Source organism: Snodgrassella sp. B3800, from assembly GCF_026535865.1.
Lineage (GTDB): Bacteria > Pseudomonadota > Gammaproteobacteria > Burkholderiales > Neisseriaceae > Snodgrassella > Snodgrassella alvi_E.
The window spans coordinates 79,965-99,591 of the sequence record NZ_JAFNPH010000005.1; the positions used below are offsets into that span (position 1 = coordinate 79,965).

14 protein-coding genes are annotated in these 19,627 nt (G+C 49.9%); 12 read left to right on the plus strand and 2 right to left on the minus strand.

All coding sequences use genetic code 11. The features are described 5' to 3' along the window. The first annotated feature begins 71 nt into the window (after positions 1 to 71). The 5 genes from J3U64_RS08290 (at position 72) to J3U64_RS08310 (ending at position 6,080) form a co-directional block, all read left to right on the plus strand. Positions 72 to 1,013, plus strand: a complete 942-nt coding sequence (locus J3U64_RS08290; protein ID WP_267408897.1) for an ABC transporter permease — start codon at positions 72 to 74, stop codon at positions 1,011 to 1,013. Continuing rightward, entirely contained in the window at positions 1,013 to 1,957 is a 945-nt protein-coding gene (locus tag J3U64_RS08295) for an iron chelate uptake ABC transporter family permease subunit (RefSeq protein ID WP_323811399.1), read from the plus strand. The genes J3U64_RS08290 and J3U64_RS08295 overlap by 1 nt, the downstream gene beginning before the upstream one ends. Continuing rightward, positions 1,954 to 2,724, plus strand: a complete 771-nt coding sequence (locus J3U64_RS08300; protein ID WP_100156536.1) for an ABC transporter ATP-binding protein — start codon at positions 1,954 to 1,956, stop codon at positions 2,722 to 2,724. Before J3U64_RS08295 ends, J3U64_RS08300 begins: the two co-directional genes overlap by 4 nt. Positions 2,725 to 2,726: 2 nt before the next feature. Beyond that, the gene (locus J3U64_RS08305; protein ID WP_323811400.1) at positions 2,727 to 3,713 is read left to right on the plus strand and encodes a siderophore ABC transporter substrate-binding protein; all 987 of its coding nucleotides are present in this window, start codon (positions 2,727 to 2,729) and stop codon (positions 3,711 to 3,713) included. 102 nt (positions 3,714 to 3,815) lie between these two features. After that, on the plus strand, positions 3,816 to 6,080 hold the full coding sequence (locus J3U64_RS08310; RefSeq protein ID WP_323811401.1) for a TonB-dependent siderophore receptor: 2,265 nt from the start codon (positions 3,816 to 3,818) through the stop codon (positions 6,078 to 6,080). A gap of 55 nt (positions 6,081 to 6,135) precedes the next feature. On the opposite strand, the gene basC is transcribed toward J3U64_RS08310, so the two are convergent. Next, positions 6,136 to 7,452, minus strand: a complete 1,317-nt coding sequence (gene basC / locus J3U64_RS08315) for a putative histamine N-monooxygenase (protein ID WP_267408898.1) — start codon at positions 7,450 to 7,452, stop codon at positions 6,136 to 6,138. A gap of 59 nt (positions 7,453 to 7,511) precedes the next feature. Continuing rightward, the gene (locus tag J3U64_RS08320; RefSeq protein ID WP_267408899.1) at positions 7,512 to 10,358 is read right to left on the minus strand and encodes a condensation domain-containing protein; all 2,847 of its coding nucleotides are present in this window, start codon (positions 10,356 to 10,358) and stop codon (positions 7,512 to 7,514) included. A gap of 215 nt (positions 10,359 to 10,573) precedes the next feature. Here J3U64_RS08320 and J3U64_RS08325 point away from each other — a divergent pair, with 215 nt between their 5' ends. From J3U64_RS08325 to J3U64_RS08355, 7 genes are all read left to right on the plus strand, one after another. Next, positions 10,574 to 12,187 (plus strand): (2,3-dihydroxybenzoyl)adenylate synthase, encoded by a 1,614-nt coding sequence (locus J3U64_RS08325; protein ID WP_267408900.1) that lies wholly within the window; start codon positions 10,574 to 10,576, stop codon positions 12,185 to 12,187. Between the two features lie 32 nt (positions 12,188 to 12,219). Continuing rightward, positions 12,220 to 13,095: an isochorismatase family protein gene (locus J3U64_RS08330; protein WP_267408901.1), complete on the plus strand. Its 876-nt coding sequence runs from the start codon at positions 12,220 to 12,222 to the stop codon at positions 13,093 to 13,095. 53 nt (positions 13,096 to 13,148) lie between these two features. After that, complete coding sequence (locus tag J3U64_RS08335) at positions 13,149 to 14,750, plus strand: ATP-binding cassette domain-containing protein (RefSeq protein ID WP_267408902.1); 1,602 nt, start codon at positions 13,149 to 13,151, stop codon at positions 14,748 to 14,750. Next, positions 14,747 to 16,327, plus strand: coding sequence for an ATP-binding cassette domain-containing protein (locus tag J3U64_RS08340; protein ID WP_267408903.1), 1,581 nt, complete (start codon positions 14,747 to 14,749; stop codon positions 16,325 to 16,327). The genes J3U64_RS08335 and J3U64_RS08340 overlap by 4 nt, the downstream gene beginning before the upstream one ends. Positions 16,328 to 16,391: 64 nt before the next feature. Further along, positions 16,392 to 17,138: a 4'-phosphopantetheinyl transferase family protein gene (locus tag J3U64_RS08345; RefSeq protein ID WP_267408904.1), complete on the plus strand. Its 747-nt coding sequence runs from the start codon at positions 16,392 to 16,394 to the stop codon at positions 17,136 to 17,138. Between the two features lie 166 nt (positions 17,139 to 17,304). Next, complete coding sequence (locus J3U64_RS08350) at positions 17,305 to 18,459, plus strand: isochorismate synthase (RefSeq protein WP_267408905.1); 1,155 nt, start codon at positions 17,305 to 17,307, stop codon at positions 18,457 to 18,459. 18 nt (positions 18,460 to 18,477) lie between these two features. Continuing rightward, positions 18,478 to 19,245 carry an SDR family oxidoreductase gene (locus J3U64_RS08355; RefSeq protein ID WP_267408906.1) on the plus strand — a complete coding sequence of 256 codons (768 nt, stop codon included), beginning with the start codon at positions 18,478 to 18,480 and terminating at the stop codon, positions 19,243 to 19,245. The last annotated feature ends 382 nt before the right edge of the window (positions 19,246 to 19,627 follow it).

A 19,627-nucleotide genomic window follows, 5' to 3' on the forward strand; every position in this document is an offset into this window, starting at 1 on the left:
GGGGTTTTTCTTATTTTCAATTCAATGTCGATAGCAAGGTGCTGTTGTCACGCTGATAAGGCTTTAGGCTGATGTATCGCGCGCTGACAGCTGTGTTTATCAGTTTGTGCATTGTGTCTTTGCTGGTAGGCTCAGATCCGGTGTCATGGTCGGGCTTACTGGCCGGTGCAGAGGGTGACTGGCTGACGCTACGCGCCAGCCGTTTGCCACGGCTGATAGCCATTATTCTGACGGGTATGGGACTGTCTGTTAGCGGGGTGATTTTGCAACAGATTGTCCGCAATAAATTTGTGGAGCCGGAAACAGCTGGCGGGCTGGATGCGGCTAAGCTGGGCATTCTGGTATCGCTGGTGCTGCTGCCTTCAGCCGGTGTGTTCAGCAAAATGCTGACGGCACTGCTGTTCTGTTTTGTAGCCGGTGCGATTTATATTTTGATTGTTGCCAGAATCCGTTTTCAACAAGTTGTGCTGATTCCGGTTATCGGGCTGATGTATGGCTGTGTGCTCAGTGCCGCAGCTGAATTCTATGCTTATAAATATAATCTTCTCCAAAATGTGCAAGGTTGGCTACTGGGTGATTTTGCCCGTGTGGTACAGGGGCATTATGAGCTGCTGTATGTGCTGATTCCGGTGCTTGTGCTGAGCTTTGTGTTTGCTCAGCGGTTTACAGTGGTGGGCATGGGGGCGGAAATGGCCACTAGTCTGGGTGTGGGCTACCGGCGTACGGTGGCGCTGGGGTTGCTGCTGGTGTCGATAACGGTGGCTGCCACGGTGATTACGGTGGGATCGATTCCATTTATTGGGCTGGTGATTCCAAACTTGGTAGTGCTGAAATATGGTGAACATTTGGCTAAAACCCTGCCACTGGTGGCGCTTGGTGGTGCCTGCTTGCTGCTGTTGTGTGATATCTGCGGCCGTCTGCTGATTTATCCGTTCGAAGTACCGATTGGGCTAACAGCTGGAGCGGTGGGCGGCATTGTGTTTCTGTTGCTGATTTTGCGGGGGTTACGCTGATGAACCGTCGCTTCTGGATACTATGTGCCTGCATTGTCGGACTAGCGGTTTTTTTTATGCTGTATGACTCCGGCTTTGATGTTGATTATGTACTGCCCAAACGCCTGTTGCGGCTGGGAACGATTCTGCTGGCGGGTATGTGCATTGCGGTGTCATCGGTGGTATTTCAGACATTGGTGACCAACCGTGTTCTCACGCCAGCAGTGATGGGCTATGAATCGGTGTATCTGTTTTGGCAGGTGCTGCTGCTGTTTTTTCTCGGACAGAGTGGTTTGGGGCTGCTGGGACTCAATGGCAATTTCTTTGCTTCAATGGGTCTGATGCTGTTGTATTCATGGCTGATTCATCATTTTCTGCTGCCACGCGCACGGCAGAATCTGTGGTTATTGCTGTTGTTTGGACTGGTGCTGACGATGGTGATTACGACGCTGACGCAGTTTATTGAGCTGAAAATTAGCCCAGGTGAATTTTCGGTGTTTCAGGGTATTAATTATGCTTCGTTTAATCATTCGGAAATTCAGACTCTAATTTATGCAGCAGTAGCGATGCTGGTTGTGGGCAGCTTGGGCTACCCGTATCTATCCACGCTGGATGTGATGGCACTGGGTGAAGAACAGGCTGTGTCGCTGGGAGTAGATTACGCACGTTTTGTGCGCTGGGGATTTGGTCTGATTGCGGTGCTGGTAGCGGTATCGACTAGTCTGGTAGGGCCGACGGCATTTATGGGTGTATTTATTGCCAATATGGCTTATGCCTTTGCCGGCCATTTTCAGCATAAACGCATTCTATGGTTTGCCAGTGCGGTGGCGGTGGCGGTGTTTCTGGTGGCGCAGATTCTGGTGGAGCATGTGTTCAATTATAAGACCACGGTCAGTATTTTAATTAATCTGATTTGCGGGGTGTATTTCCTGCTGCTGATTGTGCGTCATCGGGGAATGGCATGATTGATATTCGGAATATTTGTAAAAGTTATGGCCATAAGCCGGTGCTGAAGGATATTAATCTGCAGCTGCCGCTGCATCAGGTAACGGCATTGATCGGGCCGAATGGGGCAGGTAAATCCACACTGCTCATGATTCTGGCCCGTTTACTATCCCCTACTTCGGGCACGATTCTGCTGGAAAAGCAGGATATCGCTGCCATCCGGACTGCTGAATATGCCCGTCTGGTGGCAACGCTGCGCCAGTCGACTTATTTCGGCCTGCGCCTAACGGTAAAGGAGCTGGTGTCTTTCGGCCGTTTTCCGTATGGGCACGGGGTGCTGTCTGCACGCGACCATCAGGTGATAAATGAGGCCATTGATTTTTTGGGGCTGGGCGCGCTGCGCGATGTGTATATCGATGAATTAAGTGGCGGTCTGCGCCAAATGGCTTTTTTAGCAATGACGATTGCACAGGAAACACCGATTCTGCTGCTGGATGAGCCGCTAAACAATCTGGATATGAATCATGCGGTACAGATTATGTCAGCGGTGCGGCGGCTGTGTGAGGAGCAACAAAAAACGGTGATTATGGTGGTGCATGATATTAATTTTACGGCCAATTATTCTGATTATATTGTGGCCTTAAAACAGGGACAGGTGTATTTCAGCGGGGCTACTCATGAAGTCATAACAGAAGAGCGTTTGAGCGGGCTATATGAACTGGAATTTGAAATCAGTCAGGGTAAGCATGGTTATGTGTGTCAGTATTTTCATACGTTGAAAGGATAAATATGAACGGGAAACTCAGAAAAAGTGCACTCGGTGTGCTGGGACTGACGGCGGTGATGTCTCTGCTGGCGGTGAGTGGATGTGATAAGCAGGCGGCACCGACAACCGCCACACCGGTACAAATGCGTGCCCAACCACTGGTTATCAAACACCAGCTGGGTACCACCACAATTAATGATGTGCCACAGCGGGTGGCGGCGCTGGATATGAATGAAGCAGACTTTCTGGATCAGCTCAATGTGCCGATTGCCGGCATGCCTAAGGATTTTATTCCGCATTTTCTGAAAAAATATCAAAATAATCATGATGATATTGCGGACTTAGGCAGTATTGTGCAGCCGAATATGGAGCGCATCCATACCTTAAAACCAGACCTGATTTTAATGACTCCGATTCAGAAAGACCATTATCAGGAGCTGAGTGAGATTGCACCCACGCTGTATTATGAAATTAATTTCAATAACAGTGAACACGGACATCTAGACACAATTAAGAACCATCTGCTGACGCTGGGTAAGATTTTCAACCGTGAAGAGCTGGCAAGCACTAAGGTGGCGCAGTTGGATGCAGAGGTGAATAAAGTACGCGCGGTAACAAAAGGACGGCCGGAAAAGGCGCTGGTGGTACTGTACAACAATGGTTCTTTTAGCAATTACGGGGTGGATTCCCGTTACGGCTTTATTTTCAGCGATCTGGGAGTAAAACCGGCCAGCAATGACACCAGCACCACGCTGCATGGGCAGCCAATTTCCAGTGAGTTTATCAAACGGGCTGACCCAGACATTCTGTATATCATCGACCGCACTTCGGTAATGGAACATCAGCCAGTGATTACGGAGGCTCAGGTAACCAATCCGTTATTGCGCGCCACCAAAGCATGGAAGAATAAGCGCGTGGTTTTTGTGGATGCCGATGCCTGGTATACCACTGGTGCCAGCCCTACTTCGATGCGTTTGCTGATGCAGGATGTGATGAAAGGTTATCAATAATACTGATAACGATTTCACAACCAAACCCTTATCAGCCTACAGGAATCAACTACTGCCAATAAATTTAAACATTTTTGTAGACTGAATTTTCAGGAGAAATTGATGGGTAAACACACGCATCACCGCAGGCAGGATGGCCTGTCTGCGCCCCAGAAACGCGATAGCCGTGGCTTACAAGCTGCTGCTTTTGCACCCAAAGCGCTGCTACTGAGTATGGCCAGTGCCATGCTGATGTATGCGCCGGTGCTGTATGCTCAACCGGCTGATGATGAGGCTAAAGCAGCGGTGAGGAAAGCTTCTACTACTAAGGCACAGCCTTCCGGTGAAGCCAACCTGGCCGAAGTGGTGGTTGAGGCAGGACAAAGTAGCACTTACCCCGGCGGCCATGTGTCTAAAAACAGTCGTATTGGTTTTCTTGGCAATAAAACAGCAATGGAAACGCCGTTTAATACGGTGAGCTATACGGATAAATTTGTTGAAGACAGTCAGGCACGCAATATTACAGATGTGATTGCAGCTACCGACCCATCTGTTTTTACCAATGGGGCAATTGGCGGCTGGAGTGAAAATTACTATATTCGTGGTTTTCAGTCTGATACCAATGATATGTCGATGAACGGGTTATTCGGTATTGCGCCATATTACCGTACGCCACCGGCCATGTTTTCACGGATTGAGGTTCTGAAAGGACCTTCTGCGCTGCTGAATGGTATGCCGCCGTCCGGTTCGGTGGCGGGTACGGTTAATCTGGTATCCAAACGCGCCGGAGATGAACCGCTGCTGCGAATATCACCTACCTATATGTCTGATTCGCAATGGGGCGGCACGATTGATGCCAGCCGTCGGTTTGGTCAGGACAAACAGTTTGGTATCCGTGTCAACGGTGTGTATCAGGATGGTTCCGGACCGGTGAGGCAGCAGGATCTGAAAACGCAGCTTGGTTCGATAGGAATGGACTGGCGCGGCCACCGAGCCAGAGTTTCAGCCGATGTGTATATGGCTAATGACCGTGTGGATGGCGTAGTGAGGGGGATCAATCTGGGCAAGATAAAAGATGTTCCTGCACCGCCAAACCCGAAAACGCTGGTCAATCCCGACTGGTCTTATGTCAGCAATAAAGACCGCGGTGCAATGATGCGGGCTGAATATGATTTTAACGATAACATCACGGCTTATGCAGCGTTTGGTCGCAGTAAAACCAAATATGAATACAACGGTGCCACTTCTTCTGAGCTGCTGGACAATAAAGGCACCATCAATACGATGATTGGCCAGCTAGCATTCGATGTGGATAAAAAATCCGCAGACGTGGGTTTGAAAGGTCAATTCAATACCGGTCCGGTGGCACATCAGTGGGTAATGAATACCACTTATTACAAACATGATGAGCATGATTACGGGGTGAGAAGAGTAGCCGGTGCTGACTGGATTACCAATATGTATCACCCCAAATGGGGCAAAACGGTACCGTTCAATAAACCACCGATTTCAGTCAGTACGCTTGAGCTCACCAGCTATGGAGCGGCCGATATCATGTCTTTTCTGGATGAAAGACTGCAACTAACACTGGGGCTGCGTTATCAGGAGGTGAAAAGCGATATGTTCTCTCCCGGCTATAAAACGCTGATGACTCATTACAAAAAACATGCTTTAACGCCCGGTACAGCACTGCTCTTTAAAGCCAATGACCATATATCGCTGTATGGTAATTATATACAAGGGCTGACAAAGGGTGATTCGGCGCCAATTACGGCGGCCAACTACCCGAAAGTATTTGCACCGTATAAAACCAAGCAGGCTGAGCTGGGGATTAAATTTGATTACGACAAGCTGTCACAAACAATCAGCCTGTTCACCATTAAAAAACCCAGCAGTTATACGGATTTGGTCACCAATATGTTTACCTCTGGTGGCCAGCAGCGCAACCGTGGTATTGAGTGGAGCTTCATTGCCTCGCCGATTGAAAATGTTCGTCTGATGGGGGGTGCCAGCTACATTAAACCGGAGCTCACTCGGCTAGCCAAACGAGACAATGAAGGCAATATGGCCACTGGTGTGGCCAAGGTTCAGGGCAAGCTGGGTGCAGAATGGGATATCCGTGCCGCTGCTGGTGTTGTGACCCTATCTGCCAACGCCACCGCTGTATCCAAGCAATACCTAAATCAGGAAAATACCTTATCTGTGGGCGGTCACACTGTCTATGATGTGGGTGCCCGCTATAACGCTAAAGTATCCGGCCATCCGTTTACGGTACGCGCAGAAGTGAAGAATCTTACCAATAAAGCTTATTGGGGCATGCCACGCCTGTCGAATCTATCGCTGGGAGCACCACGTACATTCTATGTATCGGGTTCATACGATTTCTGATTTCCTACCAGCCATCAAAAAAATCGCCCGCAGGCGATTTTTTTGGCTATGAATTTTATTCTGGTAAACCATAGCGCTGAAAAGCTGAATATTCAGGTACCTGATAGTAGTTTTTACCCAAGAGTTGATTGACAATTACGCCATTACGGGTAGCGCCCATACCTAAATCAGGCGACCCAACACCATGTTTGGCAATTTCAGCATTCTGAATAAAAATTCGGCCTTTGCCACCATCGCAGCGAACAGCGGTAAAGTCTTCGTTGATTAAATAATCATTCTGGTCATCTGTTTGCAGCACCGTACCTTTTAAATCTTCAAACCATTGCGGCCATTGATGGCTGTAGCCGGTGGCGGCAACGATAGCATCGGTTTGGATGGTTTTGTGCTGATTCAGCTGGGTGTGCAGGCAAGTCATGTTTATCACGCCGGACGGCTGTACTTCCACCGATTGCACATCACAATTGGAATATAGGCTTAGGCCAGCAGGCGCACCAGCGATGGTGCGTTCATACAGCAAATTATAAATGTCGCCAATGGTAGTAAAGCTGATGCCCTTGTATAGTTGTCCCTGATTGGCGCTGATTTCCCGCCGTTTCTGTGCGGTCAGCGTCTGGAAATACTGCATATACACCGGTGTGAAGCATTCCTGTCCTAGCTTAGAAAATTCCATCGGATGAAAGCCGGCAGAGCGGGTAATCCAGCGGATAGAGGCACCGGCTTTGATTTGCTCCGGCTGCAAGGCGCGATACAGTGCCAGCACGCATTCTGCGGCACTCTGCCCTGCTCCTACCACAGTAACTTGCTTACATTGCTGCAACTGCTCCTGCATGCTAAGAAAGTGGGTGGAATGTTGAATTAAAGGATGGTTGGATTTTTTCAACCAGTCTGGTTCATAAGGCCGAGTACCCACGCCGATAGCAATATCCTGACTACAATACGTTTGTTTTTCGCCTGCGGCAGATTCACTTTCAATAATAAATTTCTGCTGTTGGCGGTCGTAATTAACTGCGGTGATGCAGGCGTCGAAATGGCAGGACGGTAGCTGGCTGACTGCCCAGCGGCAGTAATCATCATATTCCTGCCGCGGAATCAGGAAGCGGTCGTAATAGCAAAACAGATACAGCCGTTGCTGCTGATGCAGATAGTTGAGATAGCTTAAGGGATGGCACGGATCGGCCATGGTCACTAAATCGGCCAGAAACGGCACTTGCAAGGTGGTACCAGGAATTAATAGTCCCGCATGCCAGTGAAAGGTGGGGGTTTTATCCAAAAACACTGCGTTGACTTCGGTATGACGTGACAATAAAGCAGCCAATCCCAGATTAAAAGGGCCGATACCAATACCAGCCAGATCGGTTTGTTTCATATCCATGTTTATTTCATCCCTATGTTAACTAGACAATATTCAAATGTTTACTGCGGGTATTATCTTTACGCCATGGCCATGGCTGTATTAATCAGTTGCGCCACTTCCTCAATGTTGCGGCAGCCAATGAGCTGACGTGGATTCAAAGCCAGTGCGAATGTCTGATTTATCTGGCCGGTAATGGCTTTCACATGAGCCGGACGCAAGCCCAGCTGGGTGAATGGTTGCGATATTTGAATTACGCACTCTGGAGCAATATTCAGAGTTTCACGATAGATATGCATCAGTTGCTGATGCTGCGCGGAGATAACAGCCGATTGTTGTGCATTCAGAAAATGCGGCGGCGGCAAAATGGATTCGATGTTTACCAGCCCACTAGCTGCCACCTGAGTGCAAACACTTACTAATGCTTCCAGATAGTCTCTGACAACTGCATCACTGATGGCTTCCTGAGCATAGTCAACGTTAAACACCAATGCGCCATCCGCGCCAAGCATAAAACGGATATCCATGGCTACTTGTGGTGTTTGGGTCAGACCATTGACAAAGTGAAGCGGAATATCTGCCGGTAACGTTGGCCATGACAGACCATTAGTAATCACTACCGGCAAAACCGGTGCCTGTCCATGCTGCTCAAATAGCATACGCGCCAGCTCCACACCAGAAAACGCCAGATGCTGCAAACCCTCGAGCGTATCGGATTGTAATTTTTTGGCCTGTTCGATGAATCCGGCTTCTGCTTCCCATGTGGAGACAATAAATGTGGACTGATTAGACAATGCACCCTTATATAAGGGCAACACCGGTACCGCCACAGACAGCAATTCTGCTGTTTGTTGGCCGCGTGACAGTACTTCCAGTATCAGCGCCGTTAATAAGGAATTCTTAAACAGCCCCTGCTGAGCGCCCATGCGGCATAAGGCGCGAAAGACGGGTTCGGATACAGCTGCACTCTGGCGCACATAGCGTGAAGTCACCAGTGTGGCCAAAGGCTGTTTCCATGGTAGTTGCGCAATTGAGTTGATAGCTTGCAGGCGCTGCTGCCAGTAGGCTGCGTCCTGAGCCACCTTGTATTTATCCGGCAGCGCTACACTTTCCGACATGCCAATAGCCGGCAAGGGCGTCGTGGTAAACAATTCCCGCATCAATTCAGCAATGGCTCGTCCATCCAGAATCAATGCATCAAAGCGCGCAAACAGCACAAACTGCTCATGCTTTAACTGAAATAGAGTGATATCCCATGGTGACTCATTTAAATCAAATATGGCCTGCTGATAGTGCTGGCGCAAGGCATCGATTTTTGCTGTAGCCTCTGCTGGCTCGTCTTCACACAAATTGATTTCAGTGAGATTTATCACTGCCTGCTGGCTCACACGCTGGACACAACGGCTGGCATCGATATAGGTGCGTAGACTGGCATGATGCTGCACCATATCAGCCAGACGCTGCCGAAAGCGCGGTAAATCCAATGTACCGGTATATTCACGAAATTCCTGCATAGCCACGCCACCCAGCGCAAATGTGGTACTGCGCCCCAGTAAATAGGCTTTTTGCAAAGGATTCAGAGTAATGACATTCTCATTATTTTCATCTGGATACAGCAGCTGATTGAGTGCTGGCAACGGCTGGGTAAAGCGCTCTGGCTCCGCAATCAAGGTATTTAGCAGAGTTAAACAGCACGTAAATAGTTCATTTACCCAGTCTTCCGGCAAGGCATCTAAACGCACATCCCAGTTTATCAGTAGCTTATCCTGTATTTGGACAAACTGGGCGTCTAGCGCTACCTGTGGCCCTTGAGAAATACACCAGTCCATGCTGCCAAACAGCTCATGTACACGGCTGGAAAACAGATTTTTTTCAGGCATATCCACTGCGGCAGTAAATACGACCGGTGACATTTGCGGGGTGGTGTGATGGCGCGACAGACGCCGCATCACATTCACGCCGCTAAACTGCCGGTGATCCAGACACTGACGCCATTCTGCTGCCACCTGCCGGCAGAATGCAGACAAACTGGAGGCAGAAGTCATATCAATGTTCAGCAACACCATATCGGCAAAATCACCGATGGTGCGTTCAATATCAGGCACGATGGGTTCGCGCCAGAAAAATGGCACATTCAGCCGGTAAGCTAAATCTTTGGTTTTCTTGCCCAGTGTATAGGTAAAAATCCCAAGCATCAGTGCGGAAAAAGTCAACTCATGTTGACGCGCCAGTTGCCGTAACTGTAGATTTTGCGCTGCGTCCAGGGTGGCACTCAGCCGCATACTCTGCGCCGCTGCCTCAGCAACTTCTTTCAACGGCAAAGTCGGGGCCGGTGCCAGTGCGGCAATGCGCGCTTGCCACCATGCACGGGCACGCTGCTGCTGTTGCTGTTCATACCGGTTTTGCTGCAACTTGCAACGCCAATCGTAAAAAGATGCAGGCGGTGGCAACACTGCTCCGCCATCTGCATACAACTGCGCCATATCTTCCATCAGGATGCGAAAACTGGACGGGTCTACCGCAATCATATCGGTATCGATATGCAGACGGAACGCATCGGCACCCAGCAGACTGAGCGAAAAGCGCGCTGTCTGCGCTTTTGCCAGATTCAGCTGCTGATGTGTCCAAAGCCGGCGTTTGCGTTCCAGCATTTGTTGCTGTTGTGCCGCAGATAAATGTAAAAAATCATCTATTTCCAAAACATTTTCCGGCGGTTCATCCCAAAAACTAATCTCTCCCGCCTCATTAAGTTGCAGGCGCAGCAGCTCATGCCGCCGGTACAGATTTTCGATAGCATGCCTGAGTTTATCTGCATCGATATGGCTGCCATTGAATTCGGTATACAAATGAGCAGCCACACCACCCAGCATGGCACCATGCGCCCGCCCAAACCAGCATGCAGCCTGCATTGAAGTAAGTTCACGCATTATTTCTTTACTCTGTTGACAAATTTACGATTTTTGACGATGATACATGTAAATGAAAATGATTACCAGTTTCATTTGTTTAATTAAAAACAAAAGTAAACTCATCAACAGAAACCGCTGAGCAGACAATCAACAGAACGTTGCAGCAGCAATAAAGTAACAATAAATCAACACTCTTTGCCTGCTTTAGCCGGTTAAGCACAAAAGGCTGATAAATGATTAGCTTCACACACTGGCCGGAAGAATTTGCCCGCCGTTACCGAGACCAAGGATACTGGCTGGATCAACCGTTAACTCGTGTACTGACCCGAACGGCAGAAAGGTCTCCATTAGCCACCGCCATTATCTGTGCAGAGCGCCGCATCAGCTATCAGGAACTCAATCATTATTCAGATACTCTGGCCGCCAGACTGATGGAACAAGGATTAGCCAGCGGTGACACAGCGCTGGTGCAGCTGCCGAACTGCGCCGAATTTTATATTGTGTTTTTCGCACTGCTTAAAGCTGGCATCGTCCCGTTGAATGCTCTGTACAACCATCGCCAACATGAACTGGGCAGTTTTTGCCGCCAGATAAAACCCAAACTATTGATTGCCTCCCGCCGACATGAAGTATTCAACAACAACGAGTTTCTTCAACACTTGTCCGCTCAACACCTGTTTCCCGAATTCGTTCTAATGCAGGACGCGCTTGAGAGTGACCAGAATTTAGCCGATTGGTACAGCAATCCGCCCGCCTCCTATAGCCAATTTGCCCCCACGCCGGCGGATGAAGTTGCCTTTTTCCAGCTCTCTGGAGGCAGCACTGGTACGCCAAAGCTCATTCCGCGCACCCATAATGATTACGATTACAGCGTTCGCGCCAGTGCCGAAATCTGCCGCCTGAGCGCACACACACGTTTTCTCTGTGCCATGCCGGCTCCGCACAACTACATCCTCAGCTCACCCGGCGCTCTAGGCGTATTTCATGCCGGCGGCTGCGTGGTGATGGCGCCCAGTCCCGAACCGGCCAACTGCTTTGCACTGATTGAGCAGCATCAGATCAACATGGTAGCCCTTGTGCCCAGTGCCATATCCCTGTGGATGCAGCAGCCAGAACAAGAACGGCTGAAAACCCGTTCATTGCAGCTCATTCAGGTAGGCGGAGCCAGCTTTCCAGAGTCTGTGGCACGGCAGGTATTACATGTATTTGGCTGCCAGTTACAACAAGTATTCGGAATGGCTGAAGGATTAGTAAATTACACACGTTTGGATGACACCGAGGCGCTGATTGTCAGCACACAGGGGCGTCCCATCAGTCCAGATGATGAAGTACGCGTAGTGGATGCAGACGGCAACGACGTGCCGGACGGTGAAACCGGCATGCTCAAAACACGTGGTCCCTATACTTTTCGTGGCTATTATCAGAGTCCAGAACACAACGCTCAGGCTTTTGATGCTGAAGGTTTCTACTACTCGGGTGACTTAGTGCAACGTTACAGTAATGGCTATATAAAAGTGGTCGGACGCGTAAAAGATCAAATTAACCGCGGTGGCGAAAAAATAGCCGCCGAAGAAATTGAAAAACTGCTGATTACCCATCCCGATGTCAGCGCTGCGGCACTGGTGGCCGTCAGCGATGAGCGTTTTGGTGAAAAAAGCTGTGCCTTTATTGTGTCACACAATCCGCAGTTATCCGCACTGAGCCTGAAACGCCATCTGCTCAATCTGGGCATTGCCCACTACAAACTGCCCGATCAGGTGTGCATGATAGACAGTCTGCCGCTCACAGCCGTGGGTAAAACCGATAAAAAACGCCTGCGCGAAAGCCTACAGCATCATCCAGCCTGATGATTTAATCCTGAGAGAACGAGAGAAACAGTATGACGATTAGACAAGTTACCGATTATCCCATGCCGGAAGTCACCCAATTGCCGCAGAATAAAACCACCTGGGTGCCAGACAGCTCCCGCGCGGTGCTATTAATCCACGACATGCAAAAATATTTTCTGAATTTTTATCAGCCTGACAGTCCGCTGATACAGACAATGATTCAGAACTTACACCGTCTGCGCAGCTGGGCGGCACAACTGCAGATACCCGTAGTCTATACCGCCCAGCCACACCAACAGAGCCCGCAGGAACGTGCGCTTCTCACCGATGTCTGGGGGCCGGGTATCACCACCGCCGCGGCAGAAGAACAGCACATCGTGGCGGCACTCACGCCGCTGCCGCAAGATACCGTACTGACCAAATGGCGCTATAGCGCTTTTCAGCGTACCGAATTACATACTCTGATGCAGCAATGGCAGCGCGACCAGCTGATTATCGGTGGCGTATACGCGCATATTGGCTGCATGATTACTGCTGCCGAAGCCTTTATGCAGGATATTCAGGCTTTTTTTGTGGCTGATGCCTTAGCTGATTTTTCCCTGCAACAACACCTCTATGCACTGGAATACGTAGCTGGTTGCTGCGGGCAGGTGACCACCACTGCCGCCTTACTACCCGAAACCGACGGACTGACACGTGCATGGTTGACACACAGAATTCAGACCTTGCTCGAAACAGCGTCCGAACCGATAGACCCCGAAGAAAACTTAATTCTGTATGGACTGGATTCATTACGCATCATGCAGTTTGCCGCCGAACTCAAGCAGCACAACATCCAAATCGGCTTCGAAGCACTGGGACAGCAGCCCACACTAAACAACTGGTGGCGCCTGATTGAAGCAGAGCAGACCGCAGCCATGGTCTAAAACCTCTAACCACACAAGCAAAACACTGGCAAACAGCCATAGGAAACCAAATCATGAATGATTCACACCTGTCTGGCCACGACGCGCCCCCGAATCTGGCTCAGCAATGGCGCGTTGCCTTACCCGGTCTCATTGGTGGTACCGCCATCGCGGTGATGGCTGGTATTGCCATGCTGGCTGCATTATGGTTTGTGGTGAAATTCATCGGCAATAGCCGCTGGCTCTGGCTCGAATACGCACTGCTGTGCTGGGCAGCAGGTGCCGTACTCACAGCTTGGTCTGCCTGGATAGCCCATCAAGCAGAAAGCCGCTTTGCCGCTGTCTTACGCCGCAGTGTCGCGCAGCATCTGATCCGCCTACCCATGAATACACTGGCCAGACAGAACGAGCAGACACTCAAACAATTGATGACCAACGACATTGGCAGCCTGCACCATATGCTTGCGCATCTGCCGGCTGAAATTGCAGTTTTTACCGTTATCCCGTTGTTATCCATTATTGTTCTGTTTTACTTCAACGGCCTGTCCGCCATCTGGGTACTGCTGCCCGGTGTCATCGCCTCCCTGTATTATCTACTTCTGCTGCCCTACATGACCCGTCGTGATGGACACGCCCGCATGCAAGTCATGCTGAATATCATCAACAAAGCCGATGAATATGTACGCGGCATTCCCGTATACCGCATCTACGGCCAGCACTCCAGCGCCCTTACGGCTTATACACAATCCACCGAACGCTTCACCCAGGACATGGTACGCTGGGTCGCCAAAGTCGCTACACCGGCTGCCATCGCTGTGGCTCTGCTTCAGGCCGTAGCTACTTTTGCCATTGCCTATTGGGTCAGCTACACCTCGGATACCACCACAATGGCAGCCACCCTACTATTCAGTCTGGCTATCGTCACTCCGGTATTACGCCTCGGACATAGCGTCGACTATATCCGCACTGGACGTGCTGCTGCCGGACGTCTAAAAGAATTTCTGCAACAGCCATTGTTGCCGCGCGGCAAAATCCACGCCATTAAAAACCCGCCCATACTACTTATTAACCATGCCACCCTACTCCAGCAAGACCAGCCAGTATGGCAGGATCTTAGCCATACCTTTGCCGCCGGTGCCCTTACCGCCATCACTGGCCCCAGTGGTGCCGGAAAAACCAGCTTATTAAATGCATTGGCTGGACTGGTTACCCTGAGTGCCGGTTCCGTTCAACTGGGTCAGACCGATATTACTGCCTTACATGAAACAACCATTCACCAACACATACTGCTGATTCCGCAAGGCTACGACGTACTTAACAGCAGTGTACACACCAACTTAGCACTGACCGCACCGCAAGCCAGCCAAAAAACCATGCAACAGGCATTGGCTAAAGCACAGCTGAGTACAGATTTAGCCACACCAGCCAGCAGTCTATCTGGAGGAGAAAAACAACGTCTGAATATAGCTCGTGCCTTTCTTAGTCCAGCCAACGTTATTCTATTGGATGAGCCCACAAGCGCACTTGATGAGCAACATGCACAAGCAGTTTTTCAATCATTGTGCGAACTGGCACACAGCACACACAAAACTATCGTTGTGGTCACCCATCAGCAAGCACTGGCTGAACAGGCGGATGCACAACTGGTATTACCTCATGGCAGGAGCGCGGCATGAACACCACCACTACGCAGCAACCACATCTACTAGAAGTAATTCCCGCGGCCACCAGACCTCGCCTGCTGATTGTCAGCATCGGCTGGATATTGGCTGCCGCCGCAGAAGCTTACGCCTATACCTTACTGGCACTGGCTATCGTCAACCAGCAATCGCCTAAATGGGTACTTTGCAGCGCTCTGCTGGCCAGCATCATCACCATCGTAGTCACCCGCAACGGTTTTCTAACCGGCGTACGGCTAGCCGGTGATTTATTTGCTGCACTGGGACACGCCCTGTCTAGCGCCAAACTGTCCTGGTTTAACGACCAGCGCCGTGCCGTGCTCAGCAAAACCGCCGGACAGGAAATTCCCAACTTCATGAGCATACCGGCGCACCAGCTACAAACATTTTTGCATGCCCCCTGTCTGCCCCTGTTTATCTGCATCGGGCTGGCGTTCGTAGCCGATGCCGGTACCATGCTGGTTGCATTAACCATGATTGCCATCGCCTTTGCCATTCAGTTGTGGGCACAGTATGACCTAAACAAAACTGATGCCCGCCGCCACCAGACCGAGCTAGAAAGCACCACCGCAACCATCGAATTGGTTGAGCACCTCACCCTGCGGCGCACCGCCGCCAGCCCAGCCCGTGCACTCGATTCCATTCAGCAAAAATGGACACAGCAGGAAAACCTACTGAATAAAATCAACCGCAGCGCCGCATGGGTCAGCCTGATAACCACTATTGCCAACGTCCTGCCCATGGCCGGCATGGCACTGTATTGCATCCTGTCCGGCATCAGTGATGAACGCCTGATACTGGCCACCATACTGCTGATGGGACGCGCCGGCGCACCATTAAGTGCACTGGCCACGGCTGGATTAAGTATCAACGACTTAATCACCACACTACGCCATTTCCAGCAGCTTACTCATCCGCCAGTACTGCCTGAAGCAGCCGAAACCCGCACACCACACCAGCCCCGCCTCAGCCTGCACAACATCGTTGCCACCCCCAGTTCCACAGCTGTGACTACAGATATACCAGCCGGCGCGCGCCTACATGTAGCCGGTATCAGCGGCAGCGGCAAAAGCACCTTGCTGCAACTGTGCATGCGATTTGACGATCCCACACAGGGCGAAATCCGGTTGGACGGCATCCCCTTGCCACAACTGACCTATCAAACACTGGTAAACAACATGGCTTATGTTGCCCAAAACCCAATCATCTTTACCGGCACACTGGCTGAAAACATCCGCATCGGCCGCTTTGAAGCCAGTGATGCCGAAATCGAAGCCATTGCCAGAAAATGCCAGCTCGGTGCCGTGATAGACCGTGCAGAAACCGGCATTAATCAAAGCGTTGGTCAACAAGGTTCAGCCCTGTCTGGCGGTGAACAGCAGCGCGTGGCCATTGCCCGCGCCCTGATTAAAAACGCTCCTATACTGATACTCGACGAGGCCACCTCAGCTCTGGATGAACATACTGAACAGCAACTGATAAACACCATACTTGAGCAATGCACTACCCTAATATTCGTATCTCATCGCAGCTCTGCCCCGTGGCAGCCTACACAGACACTGAATATGTCCTGATAGCGATGGATAAAATAGGCTTTAAAAAAGCAGCGCAGATTAACATCCGGCAAAGCTGAGCCCTATGCACATAGAAGAAAATACCCTAAGCAACACAAATACGTCCGGAAGGAACACCTCTGCCACGATAAAGTTCAGCCATCGCACCTTAAACATCGGCCACAGTGTCATTCATCAGATTCGCATACCCTTTTTGGATACAACGGTACTGCATGAGCTATGCCAGTCACACAGCATTTTATTGCCTGAACCCATCCGCCACAGCCGACCCAAACGCCAACTCGAATTCGTTGCTGGACGGCTGGCAGCACAATATGCATTACAGCCATTTGGCTATCGGCATATCACCCTTGCCACTGGTACCTGCGGAGAACCGCTTTTTCCTGAATCACTCCAAGGCAGTATCAGCCACAGCATTTATGCCCGGCACTGCACAGCCGTAGCCAGCGTACAAAAAATACAGCCTGCACAGCCCTATATGGGTATCGACATCGAACACCGGCAACATCAACACAACCTAGATACTCGCCCAAATAGGCTGAATCTTTTTCTGCATCCGCGCGAACAGCAGCTCATTGCCACGCAGATTAGCCCACAGCAGGCACTACTAATCTTTTCGGCCAAAGAAAGCATCATCAAAGCTTGGTTTCACCGATATCAGCACCTCATCAGTTTCAGTGCCATTACTTACCAAACCGCCGATAGCCACCAGCTTATTTTTCAGGTACACGCACAGCCAGCAGCACCGCAACTGGTTATTGTCCATTACCGCTTCAGCCAACAGGAAATCATCACCCTCGCCTGCATCTGATACCAACCTGTGGCAGTTTTTCTTCAAACATAATCAAACCAGCTAAATAAACACATATTAATTGATAATGATAATTGTTTGCATTAATATAACAAAACTTACATAGCTTGATTTATCTGAATTTTTAATTACAGCACGGTCAGTATCAACCCCACAGGTAACCCAAATGACGACACAAAAATCCAGCGCTTCCCAGTCCCTGATTTCAAATTATCAGAATCAACTGGCCTGTTTCGCCAGCAGAAATCACCACATCTGTGCACAGCATCTGATTCACCAAATCCACATGCCCGTGAATTCCGATACCCTTTTTAACCAGCAGATAACTGACTGTTTCAATTTCATCAAAGCCCAAGGGTATCCCCACCCCATTCTTATCGGTGCCATCCCCTTTGACACCAACCAAAATGCCACCCTTAATTTCTACAGCGAATTTGAGCAGACCACACCAAACTCAGCTCAACAACCAGCACACACAGCAGCACCCAACACCATGTTGCATCAGAAAAAACTGGTTGAACGTCCGGCATTTGAACACAGCGTCAAGCTAGCCTTAAAAGCCATGAACAGCGGGAATATGCAGAAAATTGTGTTATCACAGGCCACAGAATTCGAATTCAACCGACAGCACAGCCCCGAACAACTGTTCACCACCCTAACGCGGCAAAATCCCGATGCCTATAGCTTTTTGATACCTGTTGAAGATAACCAGTACATCTTTGGCGCCAGCCCCGAACTCCTGCTTTCACGCCAGCAGCAACAAGTTCGCAGCAACCCACTGGCCGGCTCTCGTCCGCGCAGCAGCAATACAGAAGAAAACAACCGCATCCGTAATGAGTTGTATCACTCAGCCAAAGATCGGTACGAGCACCAGTTTGTCATCGACAACATTCGCCATCAGCTCAGCAAATACTGCAATGAATACAGCGCCTCAGAAACGCCAGACATTCTTACCACCTCCACCATGTTTCACCTGTCGTCCGTATTTCAGGGACAGCTGCAACCCAGCGCCCCTGATGCCCTGAATCTTGCACTGCATCTGCATCCCACACCGGCAGTCTGTGGTACACCCACCCCAGTAGCCAAACAATTTATCCTCAGCCATGAAGGCTACAACCGTCATTACTACAGCGGGCTCAATGGATGGATGGATGCCGAAGGCAACGGCGAATGGGTCGTCACCATCCGTAATGGCCTGCTCAACCAAAACAAAATTCGCCTTTATGCCGGAGCCGGTATCGTAGTGGGCTCCGATGCCGCCACCGAATGGCTTGAAACCGAAGCCAAAATGCAAACCATGCTCAACGTATTTCAGTTTTAATAACTCGAGGAGAACCACATGCAGCCAACCATTATCGTCACCGGTGCCGCACAAGGCATCGGTGCAGCCGTAGCCCTCCGGCTTCTTCAGCAAAACTACAAAGTAATCGGTATCGACAAACAGCCCGCGCCAGCAAGCTGGCCGATACAGCAAATGATTGAACCGCCCTATGAACCCGGCTGGATTGGTATAAGTCAAGATATCAGCGCCTGTGAAGAAACCCTGATCCTACTCAACACCCTCATCGTCCAACACCACATCACCGGACTCGTCAACTGTGCCGGCATGCTCATTCTCACATCACTGCTCAACGCCACACAGGCACAATGGCAAACCAGCTTGAATGTCAACCTGCTTGGCCCCGTATCCATCAGCCAGCATATGGCACGCCATTTCTATCAGCAGCAGCAAGGCAGCATCGTCACCATCAGCTCCAACAGCGCACGCATGCCTCGTACCCAGCTCGGTCTGTATGCCACCACCAAAGCCGCGCTCAGCCATTTTTGTCGCAATCTGGCACTCGAAGTCGCCCCTTACGTCCGCGTTAATATCGTCTCCCCTGGTTCCACCCTCACCGCCATGCAGCAGCAACTCTGGCCAGATAACCAGCCACCGGCCAGCATTATTGATGGCGATTTAAGCCAATATCGCCTCGGTATTCCGCTCAGAAAGCTAGCTCAGCCCGCAGACATAGCCAATACCGTATCTTTCCTGCTTTCCGACGAAGCAGCTCAGATAACCATGCAGGAAATTGTGGTAGATGGCGGAGCCACACTAGGTGTTTAGCTGCAAAATACAGCGCCAGCAGAAAGCAAAACTGCTGGCATAACATCTACTAATATCTATCCTGTAGTGTTCAACAACAAAACAATTAAATACCATCATATTTTGCCAAAAGCAGATCGACGCAGATAACCTACTACACAGAATACTTTATAGAACACCGTTCCTAACAAAAACAAGCTAACAACTAAAATAAAACCAATTCACAAAACAGTAATAAATTATACTTTTGACATAAAACAACTCATACATTAAATCATTTATAAAAAATCTAAAATATTTAAGAATACAACACCAAAACACGCAAAAAACATAACTTATGTTTAGAATATTTATTTTTAGAAGTGATATTTTTTTACAAACATTCATATAGATAGTCTGCAAA